A 16,285-nucleotide genomic window follows, 5' to 3' on the forward strand; every position below is an offset into this window, starting at 1 on the left:
TCCTCGGGCTCGACCGGGACGCCGTTCTTGACCTGGGCGCTGGAGCGGACCAGGGCGAGGCTCAGGTGATGGTCGGCCGGCGGCCGTGGGCGGACTCGACGAGCGTGAACACCGTCGCCAGCGCGGCGGCCGGGCTTACGGCCCTGCGGGAGTGAATCTCCGCCAGCTCGTCGTTGTTCACACCGGAGGCGACCAGGGCCACCACTTCGCGTTCGGTGATCACTGCGAGCCGGTGGCCACTTGCCGCTCCATTGCACAGTGCCGTCCATCAATGCAAGCATGTGCCTCGTGCTCTTTTTGCGACGCCAAGGTTGGTGGCTCCTACCCGAACTGGTCATTGTCGCGATCCTCGCGGTTGCTCTGCTGATCGAGCAGCCCAACCGCTTTGAGGATCAACTGGCCGCCCGGGCGCAAACGGCGCTGGAACAGCTCTCACCAGCCGAGCTTGAGCTCTACGAGCCCGGCGGGCATGCCGCCGCCCACGGGGGCAAGGTCCTGTGCGCCGCCGAGTCATTCGGAACGGAGCCTCCATCCGCCAGGCGCATCGAGGACGTTCGGGTCATCTATGCTGTCTACTTCTGTGCGATCGTTCAGCCCGGCACTGCGTGGGACTATGCGAGCCGTAGCTCGGGGCCAGCGGTCATCACGCTGACGGACCCACTGGGCGTCCAGACGGCTAGGTCTGGTGTGGATCCGGATCGGGTATGGGCGATGATCCCCGACGGTCTGGAGCAGAAAGCGTCCGCCAGCCTCCATGAATGGGGCAGTCTGGCCGGACTGCGTGCACGCTACGAACAGGCAGCCGTGTTGCCGCTGAACTCTGGAAATTGAGTTCGCAGCATTGCCATGGGAGCGTTCTCATGTCAAGCTGTCGATGTCTGATTCTGTCAGACCGGTCGGGAGCCGAGCAACGGGCGCACAGAGGTCGATTTCGTGCGCGCCAGTTTGCATGGCATGCGTCGGCAACTCCCTGAAGGCCGACGTTCCTGTGCGCTCCATCCTCCGACAGGCGTCGGCCTATCCGCCCAAAAAGGAAAGGACGACAGGGTGAATCGCAGACGCCAACTCTTGGCAAGCTTGGCCGCAGCAGCGATCACGGCGAGCATCGGCTTCGCGGTGATCAATACTTCTGCGGCGCAGGCCCACGGCGTGACGATGTTCCCGGGCAGCCGCACCTGGCTGTGCTACCAGGACGGGCTTCGCGGCAACGGGTCGATCGCCGCCTACAACCCGGCATGTGCTGCCGCGATCGAGGGAAGCAAGAGCTCCTCCGATCCGAGTGGCACCACGCCGTTGTACAACTGGTTCGCTGTGCTCCGCTCCGACGCCGGGGGTCGCACCAGCGGCTTCATCCCGGATGGACAGCTGTGCAGCGGCGGAACCGGCGGGCCGTACAACTTCACCGCATACAACGCGACTCGCACGGACTGGCCGTTGACCCACCTCACCTCTGGGGCCAACATCCAGTTCCGGCACAGTAACTGGGCACACCACCCGGGTACGTTCCACTTGGCCATCACCCGCCAAGGCTGGAGCCCCAGTTCGCCACTGGCCTGGAGTGACCTTCAAGAATTCGCGAGTGTCACCAACCCGCCGTCGAACGGCGGGCCGGGCGCGCTGAACTACTACTACTGGAACGCACAGTTGCCGTCCGGCCGCAGCGGCCGGGCGATGCTGTACATCCGGTGGGTGCGCTCGGATAGCAACGAGAACTTCTTCAGCTGCTCCGACATCACTTTCGATGGGGGCAACGGTCAGGTGACCGGCGTCGGTCCCAACCAGACGCAGCCGCCACCGAGCTCACCGCCACCTTCAAGCCCGCCTCCGTCGTCCCCGCCGCCGTCGTCTCCACCGCCGTCGTCTCCACCGCCTTCGAGCCCGCCTCCGTCGTCCCCTTCGCCTGGCGGAGCATGTTCGGCGACGTACTCCCAGGTCGGTCAGTGGAACAACGGATTCCAAGGCGCGATTGCGGTGCGAAACAACAGTTCCAGCGCTAGCATCAGCGGTTGGACCGTCAGAGCGACATTCGCCAATGGGCAGACGGTCACGCAATCATGGGACAGCACCTACAGCCAGAGCGGCAGCGTGGTGACCTTCCGCAACGCCGCCCACAACGCGACCATCGATCCCGGCGGCACGCGATCGCTCGGATTCCTCGGGAACTGGTCGGGAAGCAACTCCCCGCCAAGTCTCACGTGCTCCAGTCCGTAACCACGAGTGGTCGGACGGCGGGTGCCCTTGGACCACAGGGCACCCGCCTTTCTCATGAGTTCTGCATCAGGGCAGTACATCCAGCTTTTGACGGCAGCGGCCAGGACCAGGTTGGTTAGTCTTGCCAGCAGGTTGCCCTCTTTGGTGGAGTGCTCACCTGCTGACGGCTACCGGAACCGAGTCTGACACCACGCCAAACTCGGCAGACCTCATTAGGCGGTGTCGGCGAACCCGCCGGGTCCGCCGTCGGCGCGCATCCGGCCAGCGAATGGCTCGGCCAGGCCGGACTCGTGGAACGCGCGGGCGTCGTGCATCGCGCCGGGCTGTGGCCTTCCTGCCATGACCAGGCGGCCGTGCCAGGGCGCGACAACCTGGACATTAAACCCACAGCGGTACGAAATCTGCTGACCATCTGCTGGACTTTTCGTCTAGCTGCTGGACGGTTACTATAGGTTCTGTTGGTGGAGACGAGCGGAAGGCGAACCATGGTGACTGACACGGGTGCGGACGCGATCCTGTCTGCGCTGCTGCCGGTGATCGATGGGCTGGCGGCGACGTTCGGGCCGACGTGTGAGGTGGTGCTGCACGACTATCGCCGCGGTGAGCAGTCCGTCGTGGCTGTGGCGGGCGCGGTGACCGGCCGCAAGGTGGGCGGCGCGCTGAGCGAGATCGGCTTGGCGGTGCTGGCGCAGGGTGACACGGCGGCGAACGACATCAACTACGTGACCCGGACACCGGATGGACGGATCGTCAAGTCGTCGACCTTGCCGCTGCGGGACAGCATGGGCCACGTGTTCGGCGCCCTGTGCGTCAACGTCGACGTCACCGCTCTGCGCCAGGCCGGCGACCTGTTGACCGCGCTGGCCGGGGCGCCGGCCGCGCAGTTGCCGGTGACCACGTTCAGCGATGACTTCCACGATGTGGTCGACTCACTGATCCGCGCCGAGGAAATGGCCCGCGGTCAACCGGTCGGCACGTTGACCCGGCCGGAGCGGCTGGCCCTGCTACGCGTCCTGGACCAGCGCGGCGTCTTCACCGTCCGCAACGCGGTGCCGCGCATCGCCGAACGGCTGGGCGTGTCCCGTTCCGCCGTCTACGCCGATCTCGCCGACAGCCGCAAAGACACATCCGCCGAGCATGACCTGGTCGGCATTAAGGAAAAACCGTGATGAATCTCGAAGACGTGGAGACACCATTCCTCACCGTCGATCGTAGCGTCGTGCAGGCGAACATAGGCCGGTTGCGCGCCCGTCTGGACGGCCTCGGTGTCGGCCTGCGGCCACACGTCAAGACCGCGAAGTCCGTCGAGGTGGCGAGGCTGCTCCACAACGGGACGCCGGGGCCGATCACGGTGTCCACGCTGGCGGAGGCGGAGGCGTTCGCCGACGCCGGCTACCGGGACATCCTGTACGCGGTAGGCATCGCACCGCACAAGCTGGCTCGGGTGGTGGCTCTGCGGCAGCGGGGCGTGGACCTGATCGTCCTGTTGGACAGCGTCGAGCAGGCGGCGGCGCTCGCCGCGGACAGAACCGGCATGGCCGGGATTCCGGCGCTGATCGAGGTCGACTGCGACGGCCACCGCGGCGGCGTCGCGCCGAACGACCCGATCCTGCTCACGATCGGTCAGACGCTGCGCGACGGGGGTGCCGACCTGCGCGGGGTACTGACACATGCCGGAGAGTCGTACTTCGCCGACGGCGACGACGCACTGCGCGCGGCCGCGGAAAATGAACGCCGCTGCGCCGTGCTGGCGGCCGAGACCCTGCGGGCGGCCGGACACGGGGTGCCGGTGGTGAGTGTCGGATCGACGCCGACGGCGCACTTCGCTACCGACCTGACCGGGGTGAGCGAGGTCCGGGCCGGCAACTTCGTCTTCCTCGACCTGGTGATGGCGGGCATCGGCGTGTGCACCGTCGATGATCTCGCGATGAGTGTGGTGACCACGGTGATCGGGCGGCGGCCGGACAAGGGCTGGATCCTCACCGACGGCGGATGGATGGCGACCTCCCGCGACCGCGGCACCGCCCGGCAGCGGGTCGACCAGGCGTACGGGCTGGTCGCCGACCTCGACGGCGTCCTCTACGACGACCTGCTGATGAGCGACGCGAGCCAGGAACACGGCATCCTGTCGATCCGGCCCGGCAGCACCGCACCGTTGCCCGACATTCCGATCGGCGCTCGGGTGCGGATCCTGCCCATCCACGCCTGCGCCACCGCCGCCCAGCACGACCGCTACCACGTGATCGAACCCGGATCCCGGACCGTGCAGGACATCTGGACCCGGGTCACGGGCTGGTGAACGACATGCGCTACCTGGCCGAGGCGGACTCCGCCGCCCTCATCACCGAGGACCTCGCCTACACCGCCGCCCGCGACGCGCTCATCGCCGCCACCCGCCCTCAGTCCGAGGTCTTCCCCGCGGTCTTGGGCCACGGGTCCGACTCCCGCAACCGGTTCACCGTCAAGTCCGGCGCCTCCCAGCAGCTCGCGGGCGTCAAGATCGGAAGCTACTGGCCCGGCAACGCCGACCTCGGTGTGCCCCGGCACAACTCGGTGATCCTGCTCCTCGACCAGGACCTCGGCCGCATCGATGCGGTGGTCGAGGCCGGCGTCGTCAACGCCTACCGCACCGCGGCCGCCGACGCGGTCGCTGCCAGCGTGCTGGCCCGCGAGGACGCCGCGACCATGACCATCTTCGGTACCGGCCATCAGGCCCTGCACGAATGCGCCGCGGTCTCCCGCGTACGACCGATCGACACGATCCACGTCGTCGCCCGCACCCCGGAGCACGGCGAGACGTTCCTGGAACGCCTGGCCGCACGCGGGCTCACCGGCCGGCTCACCGCGCCGGAACAAGCGTGCCGTGCCGCCGACATCATCGTCACGGCCACCACCGCCACCGCGCCCCTGTTCGACGCCGCCTGGGTGCGCCCCGGCACCCACGTCGCCAGCATGGGCTCCGACGCCCACGGCAAGCAGGAACTACCCCGAGAACTGCTCCAGGCAGCGCGGCTGTTCTGCGACCTGCCGGAACAGGCGGTGCGTATCGGGGAATCCCAGCACGTGGCCGACCTGATCGCCGACAGCACCCTCACGCTGACCGCGATCGGCGATGTTCTGGACGGGCGAGCCGATGGCCGCCGCAGTGAGCAGGACATCACCGTGTTCGACAGCTCCGGCATCGCTTTGCAAGACCTCTTCATCGCCGACGCCCTCCTGCGCGCCGCCGCCGACCCGGGAGCCACCCCATGACCGCGCGGTCATCCACCTTGACACTGCACTGCGCCGCCTGCGGACGCACCCAACCGCTGACCGACCCAGCGTGGCGGTGCGGGGGCCGTTGGGTTGTCGGATCGTCTCGGACGCGTTGAGCCGGCGTCTCCCCCGCGACAGGAGGGTCAGGACCGGGCGAGAGGTGCCGCTGGTGAGACTATTCGCCTGCCGAGCCTGGACCTGGCTGCCTGTCAGTCGGCGCTCCGACCGTTAGATGACCGGCAGCCCCGCGCACTCACTTCTGCGACCTGTGACCCGAAGGTAGGCGGCCGGACGTGCTGCAGGCGGTCAATGTTGATGGGTGCGTTGGATGCGGGTTCGCAACCGCCGCTGTGCCAGATCCACGGCCTCGGTAAGGGTCGGGGCGGCGGCCCGGGCGTGCACGTCGATGCCGTTTACGTCCACGTCAACGCGAACGATGGCGGCCAGCGGAGCCGACCCCTGGTCGTGGCTGATTTTGATACGCACGAACAGGACCGCTGCTGGAGCGTGCCGCAGCACCACGTCGACCTTGCGTGCGGCGTACGCGATCAGTTCGGTCGGCACCGGACCGTAAGTACGAACCTGCACCGGATGGTCTGCGATGACGTGACTGGTCATGGTGAACCTCCACTCGGTCGAAACTCTGCAAGACCACATTCCTGCGGCGAGTTGCGTCGCGACAGGGCCCGGCGTCACGCCCCGAGGTGCCATTGGTCCCGGTCCAGGCGCGACAATGAGCCTGGATGTTTGCGAAAGTGCGTCCAGAGGGCGAGACGATGGCTGGCGCAAACTTCCGCTAGATCACACCGGCGAACTGCACATCAGCTCGAGGCTGGCAGCATCGGGTCGAGATTCCGGGCTGGCGGCCTGACGAGCCACCCGGCATCAGCCGCCGGTTCACCGCAGCATGTCCTCAGAGCGGCGGTGAACCGGGCGGACGATTACGGTGGCGGCCAGTGCGCCCGATGACCATGCGTGCCGTGATGCCTACCGCGACGCGTGAGGTGAGTGTGTCGGCGAGGCCGGTCAGGCCGTCGATGGTCACTCCGGCTGACAGCAGTGAGGAGATCGGAACGGCGATTGTGGACGTCGGTCGAAGTGGCCGACCGGGCCGAGGTCGTGGTCGCCGTGGTTGTCTCCGCCGGGGCGGGACCGGACCGGGGCGGTGAAGGCGAACAGGACTCCGGCGACGGTGGCGTGGATGCCGGAGGCGTGGACGAACGCCCAGGTTGCCGCGGCCGGCGGCATCGGCAGCCCGGGGCAGCGCTGGACCGCGACGGCGAAGGCCAGCGGGATCAGCGCTACGCCCAGGGGGCGGGTGCGGGAACGTGCGCACCGCCGTGGTGGGTTGCGGGCCCGTTGCGGTCGGCTACGGCGTCGTCTGGGCGGTCTAGACGGATTTGCCCAATCTCGTGCAAATCTTTCGCCTTTGGGTAAATATGAGCCAATGCGCACGATACTCACGTTGTCGGCTGCCCTGTCATTGCTGATGCCTTCGGGTGCGGCAATCGCGGCGGCCGCGCCAGCATCCAGACCGGCGCCGGCCGTGTTGCCGGCGGACGTCCTCCGCTCCCTGAGTCGCATCACGGCGCGAGCCGACGAGTGGCCGGGCGCGCCGGGTGATGTCCGAGAGCAGGCCAGGGGCCGGGCCGAGGTCTCCGAGAACCCGGTCAACTGGACACCGCACATCACCGACGGCAGGGTCTGGACCATGATCTTGATCGGCGACACCGTACTTGTCGGCGGCGACTTCAGCAGCACGACGCACGCCCACAGCCGCGCGGCCATCCCCAGGCGCAACCTGATGGCGTTCCGGCTGTCCGACGGCAAGGTGACCGACCTGCGGGTGAACATCGATGGTCCGGTGTGGGCGCTGGCTGAGGGCCCCGACGGCAGCGTGTTAGTCGGCGGCGACTTCACCACCGTGAACGGGCACAGGCGCCGCTCACTGGCCCGCGTCGACGTCGCCACGGGCGAGGTGTCCCCGGACCTACGTACCCCGGTCGACGGCGACGTGCGTTCCCTGGCGGTGCACGGCCGCGACCTGTATGTGGGCGGGTCGTACGACAGGATCGGCGACCTGCGCCGCGGCGGCCTGGCCCGCCTCGACCTCATCGACGGACGGGTAGACCCCGACTTCGACGCCGAACTGGCCAAGCCTGTGCGTACCCGCCCGCGGGTCGAGTCGATGGCACTGTCGCCTGACGGGACGAGCCTGGTCGCCATCGGCAACTTCGCCCAGGCCCGCGGGCAGGAGCGCCATCAGTTGGTCATGCTGGACGTGACGGGTCCCCAGGCGGTCGTCTCCGACTGGCACACCGAGTTCTACCGGACCCGCTGTGATTCCAGGTTCGACTCTTACCTGCGGGGGATCGACTTCGCGCCGGACGGCGGCTACTTCGTGGTGGTCACCACCGGGCACGACTCCGGCTCGCCCGAGCTGCCGTGCACGGCAGCGGCCAGGTTCGAGACGCACGGCTCCGGCGTGCACCCGCCGACCTGGGTCAACCACACCGGCGGCCACTCGCTCTACGCCGTCGAGGCGACCGGATCGGCCGTCTACGTCGGCGGGCACCAGCGCTGGCAGGACAACCCCTACGGGGTAAAGCACAAGGGACCCGGTGCGGTGGACCGCCCCGGCATCGCCGCCCTCGACCCGGAGACCGGACGCGCGCTGGACTGGAATCCCACGCGCAGCCGGGGACAGGGCGTGCGGGCATTCGTCCGCTGCCCGCAAGGCCTGCTGGTCGGCTCCGACACCGACGAGCTGGGCCACGAGTACCACGCCCGGATCGGCCTGTTCCCCGCAGCTTGACCTGGAGCCGGCCGCGCGCGGAGGGGAGTGTGCTCTGCTGCGCCCCTGGCAACCCACACGTGAAAGACAGCGGCCTTCCACCCAGCCTGTGTGGAAGGCCGCTGTTGGGCGATTTGCTAAATTTGCACGTTTTGGGTCACTTACTAGTATTTGGGCGTTAACGTGTTGTTCGAGGCTCGCTGAGCACATCGGGCTTATTGACATGTTTTCGGCGTCATTGACCGGCCGCAGCCTTGCAGCCATGTCATGCCGATGCCGTCGGTGAGAGAGGGTTGTACATTGCTGAAACGTCTATCTCCCGTGCGTCGGCGCATGGTCGCGGCGACCGTGGCGGCCGTAAGCGCCACCACCGCCACCATGCTCACGGGAGCACTGCTCATCGGCACCGGAACGGCGTGGGCCGCGCTGCCCACGGTGGGTCTGGGCACGGCCACATCCTTCGCGGTGCTGGGTGGCCAGTCCGTCACCAACACGGGCAACACGATCGTCTCGGGTGACCTGGGGGTCAGCCCGGGTAGCTCGGTCACCGGCTTTCCGCCGGGCATTGTGATCAACGGCGTCCAGCACGTGACCGACGCCGTTGCGGGGCAGGCTCAGATCGACTTGACGACCGCGTACAACGATGCGGCGGGCCGGACACCGGCCACGGTGACGGGAGTCGAGCTCGGCGGACAGATCCTGCCCGAAGGTGTGTACACCAACCCCACCTTGGGTCTGACCGGCACGCTCGTGCTGGACGGGCAGGGCCGCCCCGATTCGGTGTTCATCTTCCAGGCGGGCTCGACGTTGATCACCGCGCCGAACAGCACGGTCGCGCTGATCAACGGTGCGCAGGCATGCAACGTGTTCTGGCAGGTCGGCAGCTCGGCAACACTGGACACCAACACCACGTTCGTCGGCACCATCATGGCCCTGGCCTCGATCTCGGTGCTGAACGGAACCACCGTCCAGGGACGGCTGCTGGCCCGCAACGGCTCAGTCACCCTCATCAACAACGTGATCACGAGGCCGTTCTGCAACCTCCCGCCGACACCGACGGCCACGCCGACCGCGACACCGACCGCGACTCCCACGGCCTCGCCGACCGCGAGCCCGACTGCATCGCCTACCTCGAGCCCAACGGCATCGCCGACCGCGAGCCCGACCGCATCGCCGACCGCATCGCCGACCGCATCGCCGACCGCATCGCCTACCTCGAGCCCTACGGCATCGCCGACGGCGAGCCCGACCGCATCGCCCACCGCGAGCCCTACGGCTTCACCAACCGCACGGCCCACGCCAAGCCGCACCGCGACACCGCGGCCAACCCCGACCAAGACCGGTAAGCCGCGGCCGAGGCCTACGAGCTCCGGGTACTACGGACCGCCAGACTGCGGCGGACGCGACCGCTGCTGATCCCAGAGCAGCCTGAGCACTCGGCCCCCTCCGGCAACTTGCCGCAGGGGGCCGAACGCCATTACACCCGTTGAGCCGGTCAGCCGACAGGTGATCGCGTACGTGTGCCACGGCCACATCCAATGGAATTCGTTCCTGCCCCACCCGCCGGTATCGATCCCAATCCGGTGACGTCAGGCATCGGTAGAGTGTGGCCTCGGCCTCGGTCAGGTACGGCACATGTCGTGGCGGACGCCAACGTAGCGGCCGCCCAGGCGGTGGCGTGGGGCGTACGGGTCGCCCTGCCGTGCGCTCTGCTGGTCAGGCTGGCCGGCTGGCCGGTGCAGGGTCTGCTCGTTGCTTGGGTGCCGTTGGCCGCCGCTGCCCAACTGCTCGCGTGGGCGCTGTTCCACCTCGGCGTGCAGCTGATACACCGGGATCGACCGTTGGCCGGGGCCGCCATCTCCAGGCTCTCGCTGACCGCGATGCCGGTGCCGCCCATGCGCTTTCGCCGCCCATCGGGTGGTGGCCGCCGCCAACGTCGCGTCGGCCTACGCTCAGGCCGACCGCCTGGCAGCCCGCGGGCCGAGCAAAGCCACGATCGTCCTGCGCGCACAGGCTCACAAGACAGCGGCCGAGGGCTGCCGCCGGTTCGGCGACCCCGCTGGCGCGGCCCGGTGCGCCGCGCACGCGGTTGACTTGTATCTAGCCGTCGACGCGTTCTTCGACCCCGAACTCGAATACCACGCCCGCCACGCGGACGCGATGTACCGCGACCTCACCGGCAGCTGATGTCCGAAGGCCTCACCCATGTGCTGGCGCTCGGATGCGACGGTTCATGCGATTGCCGCCGCAACCCTTGGAGTGCTTCGCGTCAACTTTGGGGCGCTTGGGCCCGGTGAGCCGGGACCCGGCCGCCGCTTCGTCGTCGATCATCCCCTGCCGTGCTGCTCGTCCGGCCCGAGAGCGCACCCGGTTGCCGGCATCCCCGCGCCACCGGCACGCCCGCCACACCGTGAACACAGTGAACCCGATGCCGAGTAAGCGAAGTCCTGTAGCAAAGAAGACGATCAGCGCAAAATGCGCTAAGGCGGTACCGATCACGAAAGCCGCGGCGAACGTGCTGACAGGTTTGCTGGGCCAGAGCTTGGGTAGAGCGAGCTGAACCCTTCGGGGAAGCTACGGTGGTGCTCGCTGTGTCGGGGTGAAGGAGTGGCAGTGGGCGGTACGTCGGTGGAGGACCTGAAGCCAGGCGATCATGCCTGTCTGACGTTCTCCGACCACGACGAGCGGCTGGACATCGTCGCGGCGTTCGTCCGCGACGGTCTGGGGCTGGGGCAGAAGGTGCTGTGTCTGACCGAGTCCGTCAGCGAGGCGGCTCTGGCCGAGGAGCTGGCCGGGCGCGGCCTGGGCATCGCTACAGCAGCCCGCTCCGGGCAGCTGGCGGTCGGGCCGAGCGGGCTGTTCTTCGCGCCGCAGGGCTCGTTCGACCCGGCGGCCACCATCGGCCGGTGGCAGGACCAGATCGATCAGGCCAACCGTGAGGGCTACAGCGGCCTGCGGGTCACCGGCGACATGTGCTGGGCGCTGCGTCCGGTCAACGGTGTCGCAGAGCTGATGGCGTATGAGTCGCGGCTGACCCGGATGCTCGCGGGGCAGAACGCCACCGCGGCGTGCCAGTACGACCGGCAGTGTTTCGACACCTTGACCCTGGCCACGGCAGCTGACAGCCACGGCATGAACGTCACCGCAGTCACCTACCACCACGACGCGCTGCTGCGCATCTGCCGCCAGCACGTGCCGACCGGCGTCAGGGTCGCCGGCGAGATCGACTACCGGACGATCGAGCCGCTGACCCGGGCACTGTCCGAAGCTCTCGCGCTCGACGACCACATCGACGTGAATCTGGTCCATTTGAGGTTCATGGACACCGCGACGGCTGGGGTGATCGTCCAGACTGCGCTGGGTCTGACCGGCGGGCAGCGTATGAATGTCCGCTGCGCGGGCATGCCGTGGGAGATCCTCGCCGCGCTCGGCCTGGGTGAGCTGACAGGGGTGACCATGACAGCGGTTCGCCATGACGGCTGAGCCCCACCGGCAGTCGCAGCAGGCGCCACCGGACAGCCTGCCGGTCGACGCCGTGCTACTGCTGGAACTTGCCTTCACCGAATTCGAACTTGTCGGTCTGCGTTCGGCGGTGGCGGCGCACGCCAGCGAGGCCGGAATGCCCGCCGACCGCGTCGACACGCTCGTTTTCGTCGCCTATGAACTGGCCACCAACGCCGTACGTCACGGCGGTGGCTCGGGCCGCCTGCAGCTGTGGGCGGCGGCTGACGTCGTCTACTGCCGTATTTCCGACGACGGTCCGGGCATCCCAGCGGGTGTGGAGGGCAAGGTGCGTCCCGAACCCGGTTCGCCCGGCAGCCGCGGCCTGTGGCTGGTGCGCACCTTCGCCGAAAGCATGCACATCGCCGCTGGCTACGGCGGGTCCGCGGGCGCCACCGTGACCGCGATGATCCCCTTCCAGCGCTGACTCCACGTTCGGACGCCCGGCACGGCCGAGCCCGAGGTCGCAAGGACGCCGGCCTCGGCCGGTTAGGCATGCACGGCCATGTCGTTGGCCGTGCATGCCTAGGGGGGAGCCGACCATGATGGCCTGGCCGCGACCGGTGCCGGCATCGAAAGGCCGCGATTCGAGAACGTCAGCCGGCCGGAGGGCTGCTCTGCCGGCGGTCCAGACGTTGCCGCAGGATCTCGATCATGGCGGAGGCGGCGGCCAGCTGGTATTCGAGGTCGATGATGCGTACCACGGCGTCCATCCGCAGGCCTTCGTCGACCAGGTGGCGGGCACGGTCCGCGCGGCGCAGGTCGTCGCGGCTGTAGCGCCGGTGGCCGCCCTCGGAGCGGTGTGATTCGAACAGCCCTGCGGTCTCGGCTGCTCGTAGGAATCCCGGTGTCACGCCGATGGCCTTCGCTGCCGGGCCCATGGCGTAGGCGGGGTAGGCGGCGTCGTCCAGTGGGCCGGTGTTGGTGGCGGTACGCGCGGGTTCGGTCATGTCCGCCGCCGTAGCCTGCTGGGCCGGCGGTTGTGGTGCGGCAGGACGCGCCGCACCACGACCGCCGGGATGCGTGTCATGCGGTGACGGTGGCCGGCTCGCGGCTGGCCGCCTCGCCGCCGATCATGCGGCGCCCCTCGTGGGTGCCGATCGCCGTGGACGCGTCGCCTCGGGTGATCTGGATCTTCCGGGGCTTGGCCTTTTCGGCGACCGGGATGGTCAGGGTCAGGACGCCGTCGTGGTAGTCGGCGTGTACCCGCTCGAGGTTCAGTCCGTCGCCGAGTACCAGCTGGCGGCGGTAGGTGCCCGACGGCCGTTCCGAGACCAGGTACGTGACGTCGTCGGGGTCCTGGCGGTGGCGTTCCCCGCGCACGGTCAGAGTGTTGTTCTCGGTGGAGACGTCCAGGCTGTCGGCGTCGATGCCCGGCATGTCGAAGCGCACCACGATGCTGTCCGCGGTGCGCAGGCAGTCCATGGGCATCAGCGCGGGAGTCCGGGCCGCGCCGAACGCCTCGCCGGCGAGCCGGTCCAGGTCACGGAACGGATCGAAACGCATGATCATGATCAACACACCTCCGGGTGTCAGGCGGATCGGATGTCCGCACGACATAAATTCTATCGCGACGAGGACAGATTTCAAGAGAGGAAGCGGCGTCTCGGGGTCACTGTCCCCTGATGTCGGCGTGGTGCCGTCGAACCGCCCATATGGCCGGCCGTGCCGTTAGCAGGCCGGGTGTTCGCGCGGATCTGGCTGGACGGTGGCCGACAGTGCCACCTCGCCGATCTCGAAAATCTGTGGCGGCGCGAGTAGACATCCGGGTTCGACGTGTGTAGTGTTTCCCTTGTTGCGAACGAAGATCTATCGAGTGCGGCAGGCGAACTGGCGCATGGCATAGGGAGCAGGACCGCCCGTCGGGATCGCGTCGCGAGGCCAGGTGTGTGAAAGGGGCTTCTAGACCGCTAGTCGGGCGAAGGACCGCATGGATCGGTCATGGCAAGGCCGGTAGTTGCAAGACCCGTACGACCGCAGTTCGCAAGACCATCAGTTGATCAGGTTGTCCAGGTAAAGACGAGAGGAGTAGTGCCATCGGATCCCCGCCGGGCTTCACTGTCGGCGGGCCGCAGACCCCGAACGGAAGGTGGTCCCCGGTCGTATCCACGCGATCCCCGTACACCCGTGACAGCTGGCGGGTTCGGGAACACGATGAGCCGGTGCACGTGACCGGCGATGGTATGTAACTCGATCTCCCTAAGGATCCCGGCCGCCCCCAGGGCGCCGGGATCCTTGCCTGCGTTTCGAGGAAGGGCGCCTATGACCTCAGCCGACAAGTTCGACGACGACGACTATCCCGCCTACACGATGGGGCGGGCCGCCGAGATGCTGGGCGTGACCCCGGCGTTCCTGCGCTCACTGGAAGGGGACCTGTTCGTCGCGTCCCGTTCCGACGGCGGCCACCGCCGCTACTCGCGCTACCAGCTGCGGCTGGCCGCGCGGGTGCGCGAGATCACCGGACAGGGCACACCGGTCGAGGCCGCGTGCCGGATCGTGATCCTGGAGGACCAGCTCTCCGAAGCCCTCGAACTCAACCGGCGCTACCAGGACGAAGGCCGGCTCCCGCCCGGTGGCCGCTGAGAGGCGGGTGTCGACACACGGCGGCTCGACGTCGTGAGCCGAGTTCGAGCTGTTGCTGGAGGTCAAGGGGTCGCCTGTCCACACTTGGCGCTTACGACCGTGGTGGAACCGGGGTCTACCGCGACCGGCCTCGCGGCCGGGGCATGCCGGGGTTCAGCGCTGTGGCAGGCGTGAGGCGACGCGAGGTTTTGGGGACCGCTTTCCGGCGGTCTCGGGCGTTCAGCGCCGCTCGCACGGCGGCCGACGGGTTGATGACTCGAAATCGCAGGCCCCGTGTGGTCGCCTGGCGGCGGCACGCGTTCACGGCGGCGACCCCGACGTCGTCGATGAACGTCACCGCGGACAGGTCCAGGGTCAGCTCGATGGCGGCCCTGGTCCTGATGACCGCATCGGCGACCGAGGCCAGCAGATTGACGGTGGAGATCTCGACCTCGCCCGCTGTCACCAGGTGCGGCGACCCGGCCAGGGTGCGCAACCGGATGCTCAGACCGTCGGCCACGTGCAGCCCGGACCTCGATGTGTTGAATTCTGTTCGGCGAGGGAGTCCGGGACTGGCGGGGGAGGTGTCATGTCTGCGGTTGCTCCTGCCTGCCGGCAAGCAGTGTGCCGCCGGTGCTGACCGCAAGCCTAGGGCCGGCATCAGCACGCCGCAACGACTTGGCCACCCCTGCGGCCCGACCCGGCTCCGAGCTTGTGCCGGGCGGAGCAGCCGTCGTCGATCCCGGCGGTGAAGTCGCGGTCGGGTGCCGGCCGGCCGGCTCGGGTGCTGCGGCCAGTCCGCGGGTGAGCAGCTGGCACGTGCCGGTGGCGTCCAGGACCTGCCGCACCGGGTGCTGAGGGCGGATGACCCGGAAGGCCGCACCGGACCGCAGGACCGTTGCCCGTCCCCCCAGGAGTGCGTCCAGGCCGGCTGGGGCGAGCGACGGAACCCGCACCAGGTCGATGACCAGTTGCGTGACCCGGTGGGTCTCGAGGACCGCGGCGATGGCCGCGGTGAGTTCGGTGCCTGTGCCGATGCCGCCGGTGACGCCCAGGATGGCGACGCCGTTGTCGTCGACGTCCGTGGTGATGTGTGGTCGTGTCACGCGGACGGTCCTTCCGAGTGCAGGCTGGCGGATCAATAGACTACGAGCGACACTCTAAAAAATCTACTTCGGCGAGACTAGACATAGTCTCCTCGCATGACTACAGTTCTGTCATCAACAACATGCCATCGCCCGCATGGCCTACAGATCCGCCGCAAAGCACGCGGAGCCAGGTTGTTGTCAGGGCTCGCGTAAGAGCGGATACCGGGAAGGCAAGCGGCGGAGAACGCAGAAAAAGAGGGAGGGCCGTCAACACCACGGGATCGCCCGCGATCGACCTTCATCTGGTCGGGCGGACACCGTAGGACCTGCGGGGTCTTCGGTCACGCTTATGCGATCCACGCACCTCATGCCGCCGCTGGTCGGCCGGTGCGTATGACGAGCCGACATCGGTCGGGAGATGGTGTCAGACCCGCAATCCTGGGCCCCGGCGCGGAAGCGCCGGGGCCCTCGTCATGGAGGTGAGAATTGGGCCCTGACGACAAGGTCACCCACGAGCATTACCCCGCCTACGCCATGGGCGGGGCCGCGGAGATGCTCAGCACGACGCGCAGTTTCCTGCGCAGCCTCGACCAGGTGAAGCTGATCGACCCGCAACGCTCCGCCGCCGGACACCGACGCTGCACCCGCCACCAACTGCGCCTGGCCGCACGGGCCCGCAAACTCGTCGACCAGGGCATCCCCCTCGACGCGGCATAACGTGCCGTCCCCGCCGCCAGGCGGTCTTGTATTCCAATTGCCGGCGTTGGCGGTGACGGCGCGGTTGGCCATCGCCGCCATCGCCTCCCAGGGTGGCCCAGCCGGCGTCGGCGATGTGGCGGGCCAGGCTCCGGTTGGCCAGCATCCCGGCGACGTT

Annotated in this window: 19 protein-coding genes; 12 read left to right on the top strand and 7 right to left on the bottom strand. The window is 68.3% G+C overall.

Going from position 1 to position 16,285, the window contains the following annotated elements; all coding sequences use genetic code 11:
* Positions 1-61: 61 nt before the first annotated feature.
* Entirely contained in the window at positions 62-223 is a 162-nt protein-coding gene (locus AB0B35_RS34680) for a hypothetical protein (protein ID WP_361053877.1), read from the bottom strand.
* Positions 224-279: 56 nt separating this feature from the next.
* On the opposite strand from AB0B35_RS34680, the gene AB0B35_RS34685 reads away from it, so the two are divergent.
* From AB0B35_RS34685 to AB0B35_RS34705, 5 genes are all read left to right on the top strand, one after another.
* Positions 280-831, top strand: a complete 552-nt coding sequence (locus AB0B35_RS34685; protein WP_361053879.1) for a hypothetical protein — start codon at positions 280-282, stop codon at positions 829-831.
* Positions 832-1,077: 246 nt separating this feature from the next.
* Complete coding sequence (locus AB0B35_RS34690; RefSeq protein ID WP_361053882.1) at positions 1,078-2,211, top strand: lytic polysaccharide monooxygenase; 1,134 nt, start codon at positions 1,078-1,080, stop codon at positions 2,209-2,211.
* A 485-nt stretch (positions 2,212-2,696) separates the two neighbouring features.
* The gene (locus tag AB0B35_RS34695; protein WP_361053885.1) at positions 2,697-3,380 is read left to right on the top strand and encodes a helix-turn-helix transcriptional regulator; all 684 of its coding nucleotides are present in this window, start codon (positions 2,697-2,699) and stop codon (positions 3,378-3,380) included.
* The gene (locus AB0B35_RS34700) at positions 3,380-4,510 is read left to right on the top strand and encodes a DSD1 family PLP-dependent enzyme (RefSeq protein ID WP_361053887.1); all 1,131 of its coding nucleotides are present in this window, start codon (positions 3,380-3,382) and stop codon (positions 4,508-4,510) included. The genes AB0B35_RS34695 and AB0B35_RS34700 overlap by 1 nt, the downstream gene beginning before the upstream one ends.
* A 5-nt stretch (positions 4,511-4,515) precedes the next feature.
* The gene (locus AB0B35_RS34705) at positions 4,516-5,463 is read left to right on the top strand and encodes an ornithine cyclodeaminase family protein (RefSeq protein WP_361053985.1); all 948 of its coding nucleotides are present in this window, start codon (positions 4,516-4,518) and stop codon (positions 5,461-5,463) included.
* A 309-nt stretch (positions 5,464-5,772) separates the two neighbouring features.
* Here AB0B35_RS34705 and AB0B35_RS34710 read toward each other — a convergent pair whose 3' ends face one another.
* Positions 5,773-6,084, bottom strand: coding sequence for an HPF/RaiA family ribosome-associated protein (locus AB0B35_RS34710; protein ID WP_361053890.1), 312 nt, complete (start codon positions 6,082-6,084; stop codon positions 5,773-5,775).
* A 423-nt stretch (positions 6,085-6,507) separates the two neighbouring features.
* Positions 6,508-7,254 carry a Na+/H+ antiporter NhaA gene (locus AB0B35_RS34715; RefSeq protein ID WP_361053893.1) on the bottom strand — a complete coding sequence of 249 codons (747 nt, stop codon included), beginning with the start codon at positions 7,252-7,254 and terminating at the stop codon, positions 6,508-6,510.
* On the opposite strand from AB0B35_RS34715, the gene AB0B35_RS34720 reads away from it, so the two are divergent.
* The 5 genes from AB0B35_RS34720 (at position 7,178) to AB0B35_RS34740 (ending at position 12,188) form a co-directional block, all read left to right on the top strand.
* A complete protein-coding gene (locus tag AB0B35_RS34720; RefSeq protein WP_361053895.1) occupies positions 7,178-8,281 on the top strand; it encodes a PKD domain containing protein in 1,104 nt (367 codons plus the stop codon). The genes AB0B35_RS34715 and AB0B35_RS34720 overlap by 77 nt on opposite strands.
* A 312-nt stretch (positions 8,282-8,593) precedes the next feature.
* Entirely contained in the window at positions 8,594-9,676 is a 1,083-nt protein-coding gene (locus tag AB0B35_RS34725; RefSeq protein ID WP_361053898.1) for an ice-binding family protein, read from the top strand.
* 504 nt (positions 9,677-10,180) lie between these two features.
* Positions 10,181-10,447, top strand: a complete 267-nt coding sequence (locus tag AB0B35_RS34730; protein WP_361053901.1) for a hypothetical protein — start codon at positions 10,181-10,183, stop codon at positions 10,445-10,447.
* Between the two features lie 426 nt (positions 10,448-10,873).
* Entirely contained in the window at positions 10,874-11,743 is an 870-nt protein-coding gene (locus AB0B35_RS34735; RefSeq protein ID WP_361053903.1) for an MEDS domain-containing protein, read from the top strand.
* Positions 11,744-11,795: 52 nt separating this feature from the next.
* Positions 11,796-12,188, top strand: coding sequence for an ATP-binding protein (locus AB0B35_RS34740; protein ID WP_361053906.1), 393 nt, complete (start codon positions 11,796-11,798; stop codon positions 12,186-12,188).
* 169 nt (positions 12,189-12,357) lie between these two features.
* On the opposite strand, the gene AB0B35_RS34745 is transcribed toward AB0B35_RS34740, so the two are convergent.
* Together AB0B35_RS34745 and AB0B35_RS34750 are read right to left on the bottom strand one after the other, a co-directional pair.
* Positions 12,358-12,711 carry a MerR family transcriptional regulator gene (locus AB0B35_RS34745; RefSeq protein WP_361053909.1) on the bottom strand — a complete coding sequence of 118 codons (354 nt, stop codon included), beginning with the start codon at positions 12,709-12,711 and terminating at the stop codon, positions 12,358-12,360.
* A 76-nt stretch (positions 12,712-12,787) separates the two neighbouring features.
* Positions 12,788-13,273 (bottom strand): HSP20 family small heat-shock protein, encoded by a 486-nt coding sequence (locus AB0B35_RS34750; protein ID WP_361053911.1) that lies wholly within the window; start codon positions 13,271-13,273, stop codon positions 12,788-12,790.
* 750 nt (positions 13,274-14,023) lie between these two features.
* On the opposite strand from AB0B35_RS34750, the gene AB0B35_RS34755 reads away from it, so the two are divergent.
* On the top strand, positions 14,024-14,344 hold the full coding sequence (locus tag AB0B35_RS34755; protein ID WP_361053914.1) for a MerR family transcriptional regulator: 321 nt from the start codon (positions 14,024-14,026) through the stop codon (positions 14,342-14,344).
* Between the two features lie 115 nt (positions 14,345-14,459).
* Here the strand turns inward: AB0B35_RS34755 and AB0B35_RS34760 are convergent, their stop codons facing one another.
* Both AB0B35_RS34760 and AB0B35_RS34765 read right to left on the bottom strand, forming a co-directional pair.
* Positions 14,460-14,843: an STAS domain-containing protein gene (locus AB0B35_RS34760; RefSeq protein ID WP_361053917.1), complete on the bottom strand. Its 384-nt coding sequence runs from the start codon at positions 14,841-14,843 to the stop codon at positions 14,460-14,462.
* 67 nt (positions 14,844-14,910) lie between these two features.
* Positions 14,911-15,429 carry an STAS domain-containing protein gene (locus tag AB0B35_RS34765; protein ID WP_361053920.1) on the bottom strand — a complete coding sequence of 173 codons (519 nt, stop codon included), beginning with the start codon at positions 15,427-15,429 and terminating at the stop codon, positions 14,911-14,913.
* A gap of 468 nt (positions 15,430-15,897) precedes the next feature.
* On the opposite strand from AB0B35_RS34765, the gene AB0B35_RS34770 reads away from it, so the two are divergent.
* The gene (locus AB0B35_RS34770) at positions 15,898-16,128 is read left to right on the top strand and encodes a MerR family transcriptional regulator (protein ID WP_361053923.1); all 231 of its coding nucleotides are present in this window, start codon (positions 15,898-15,900) and stop codon (positions 16,126-16,128) included.
* The last annotated feature ends 157 nt before the right edge of the window (positions 16,129-16,285 follow it).

The sequence above is a fragment of the Catellatospora sp. NPDC049133 genome (assembly GCF_040648455.1).
GTDB classification, from domain to species: domain Bacteria; phylum Actinomycetota; class Actinomycetes; order Mycobacteriales; family Micromonosporaceae; genus Catellatospora; species Catellatospora aurea.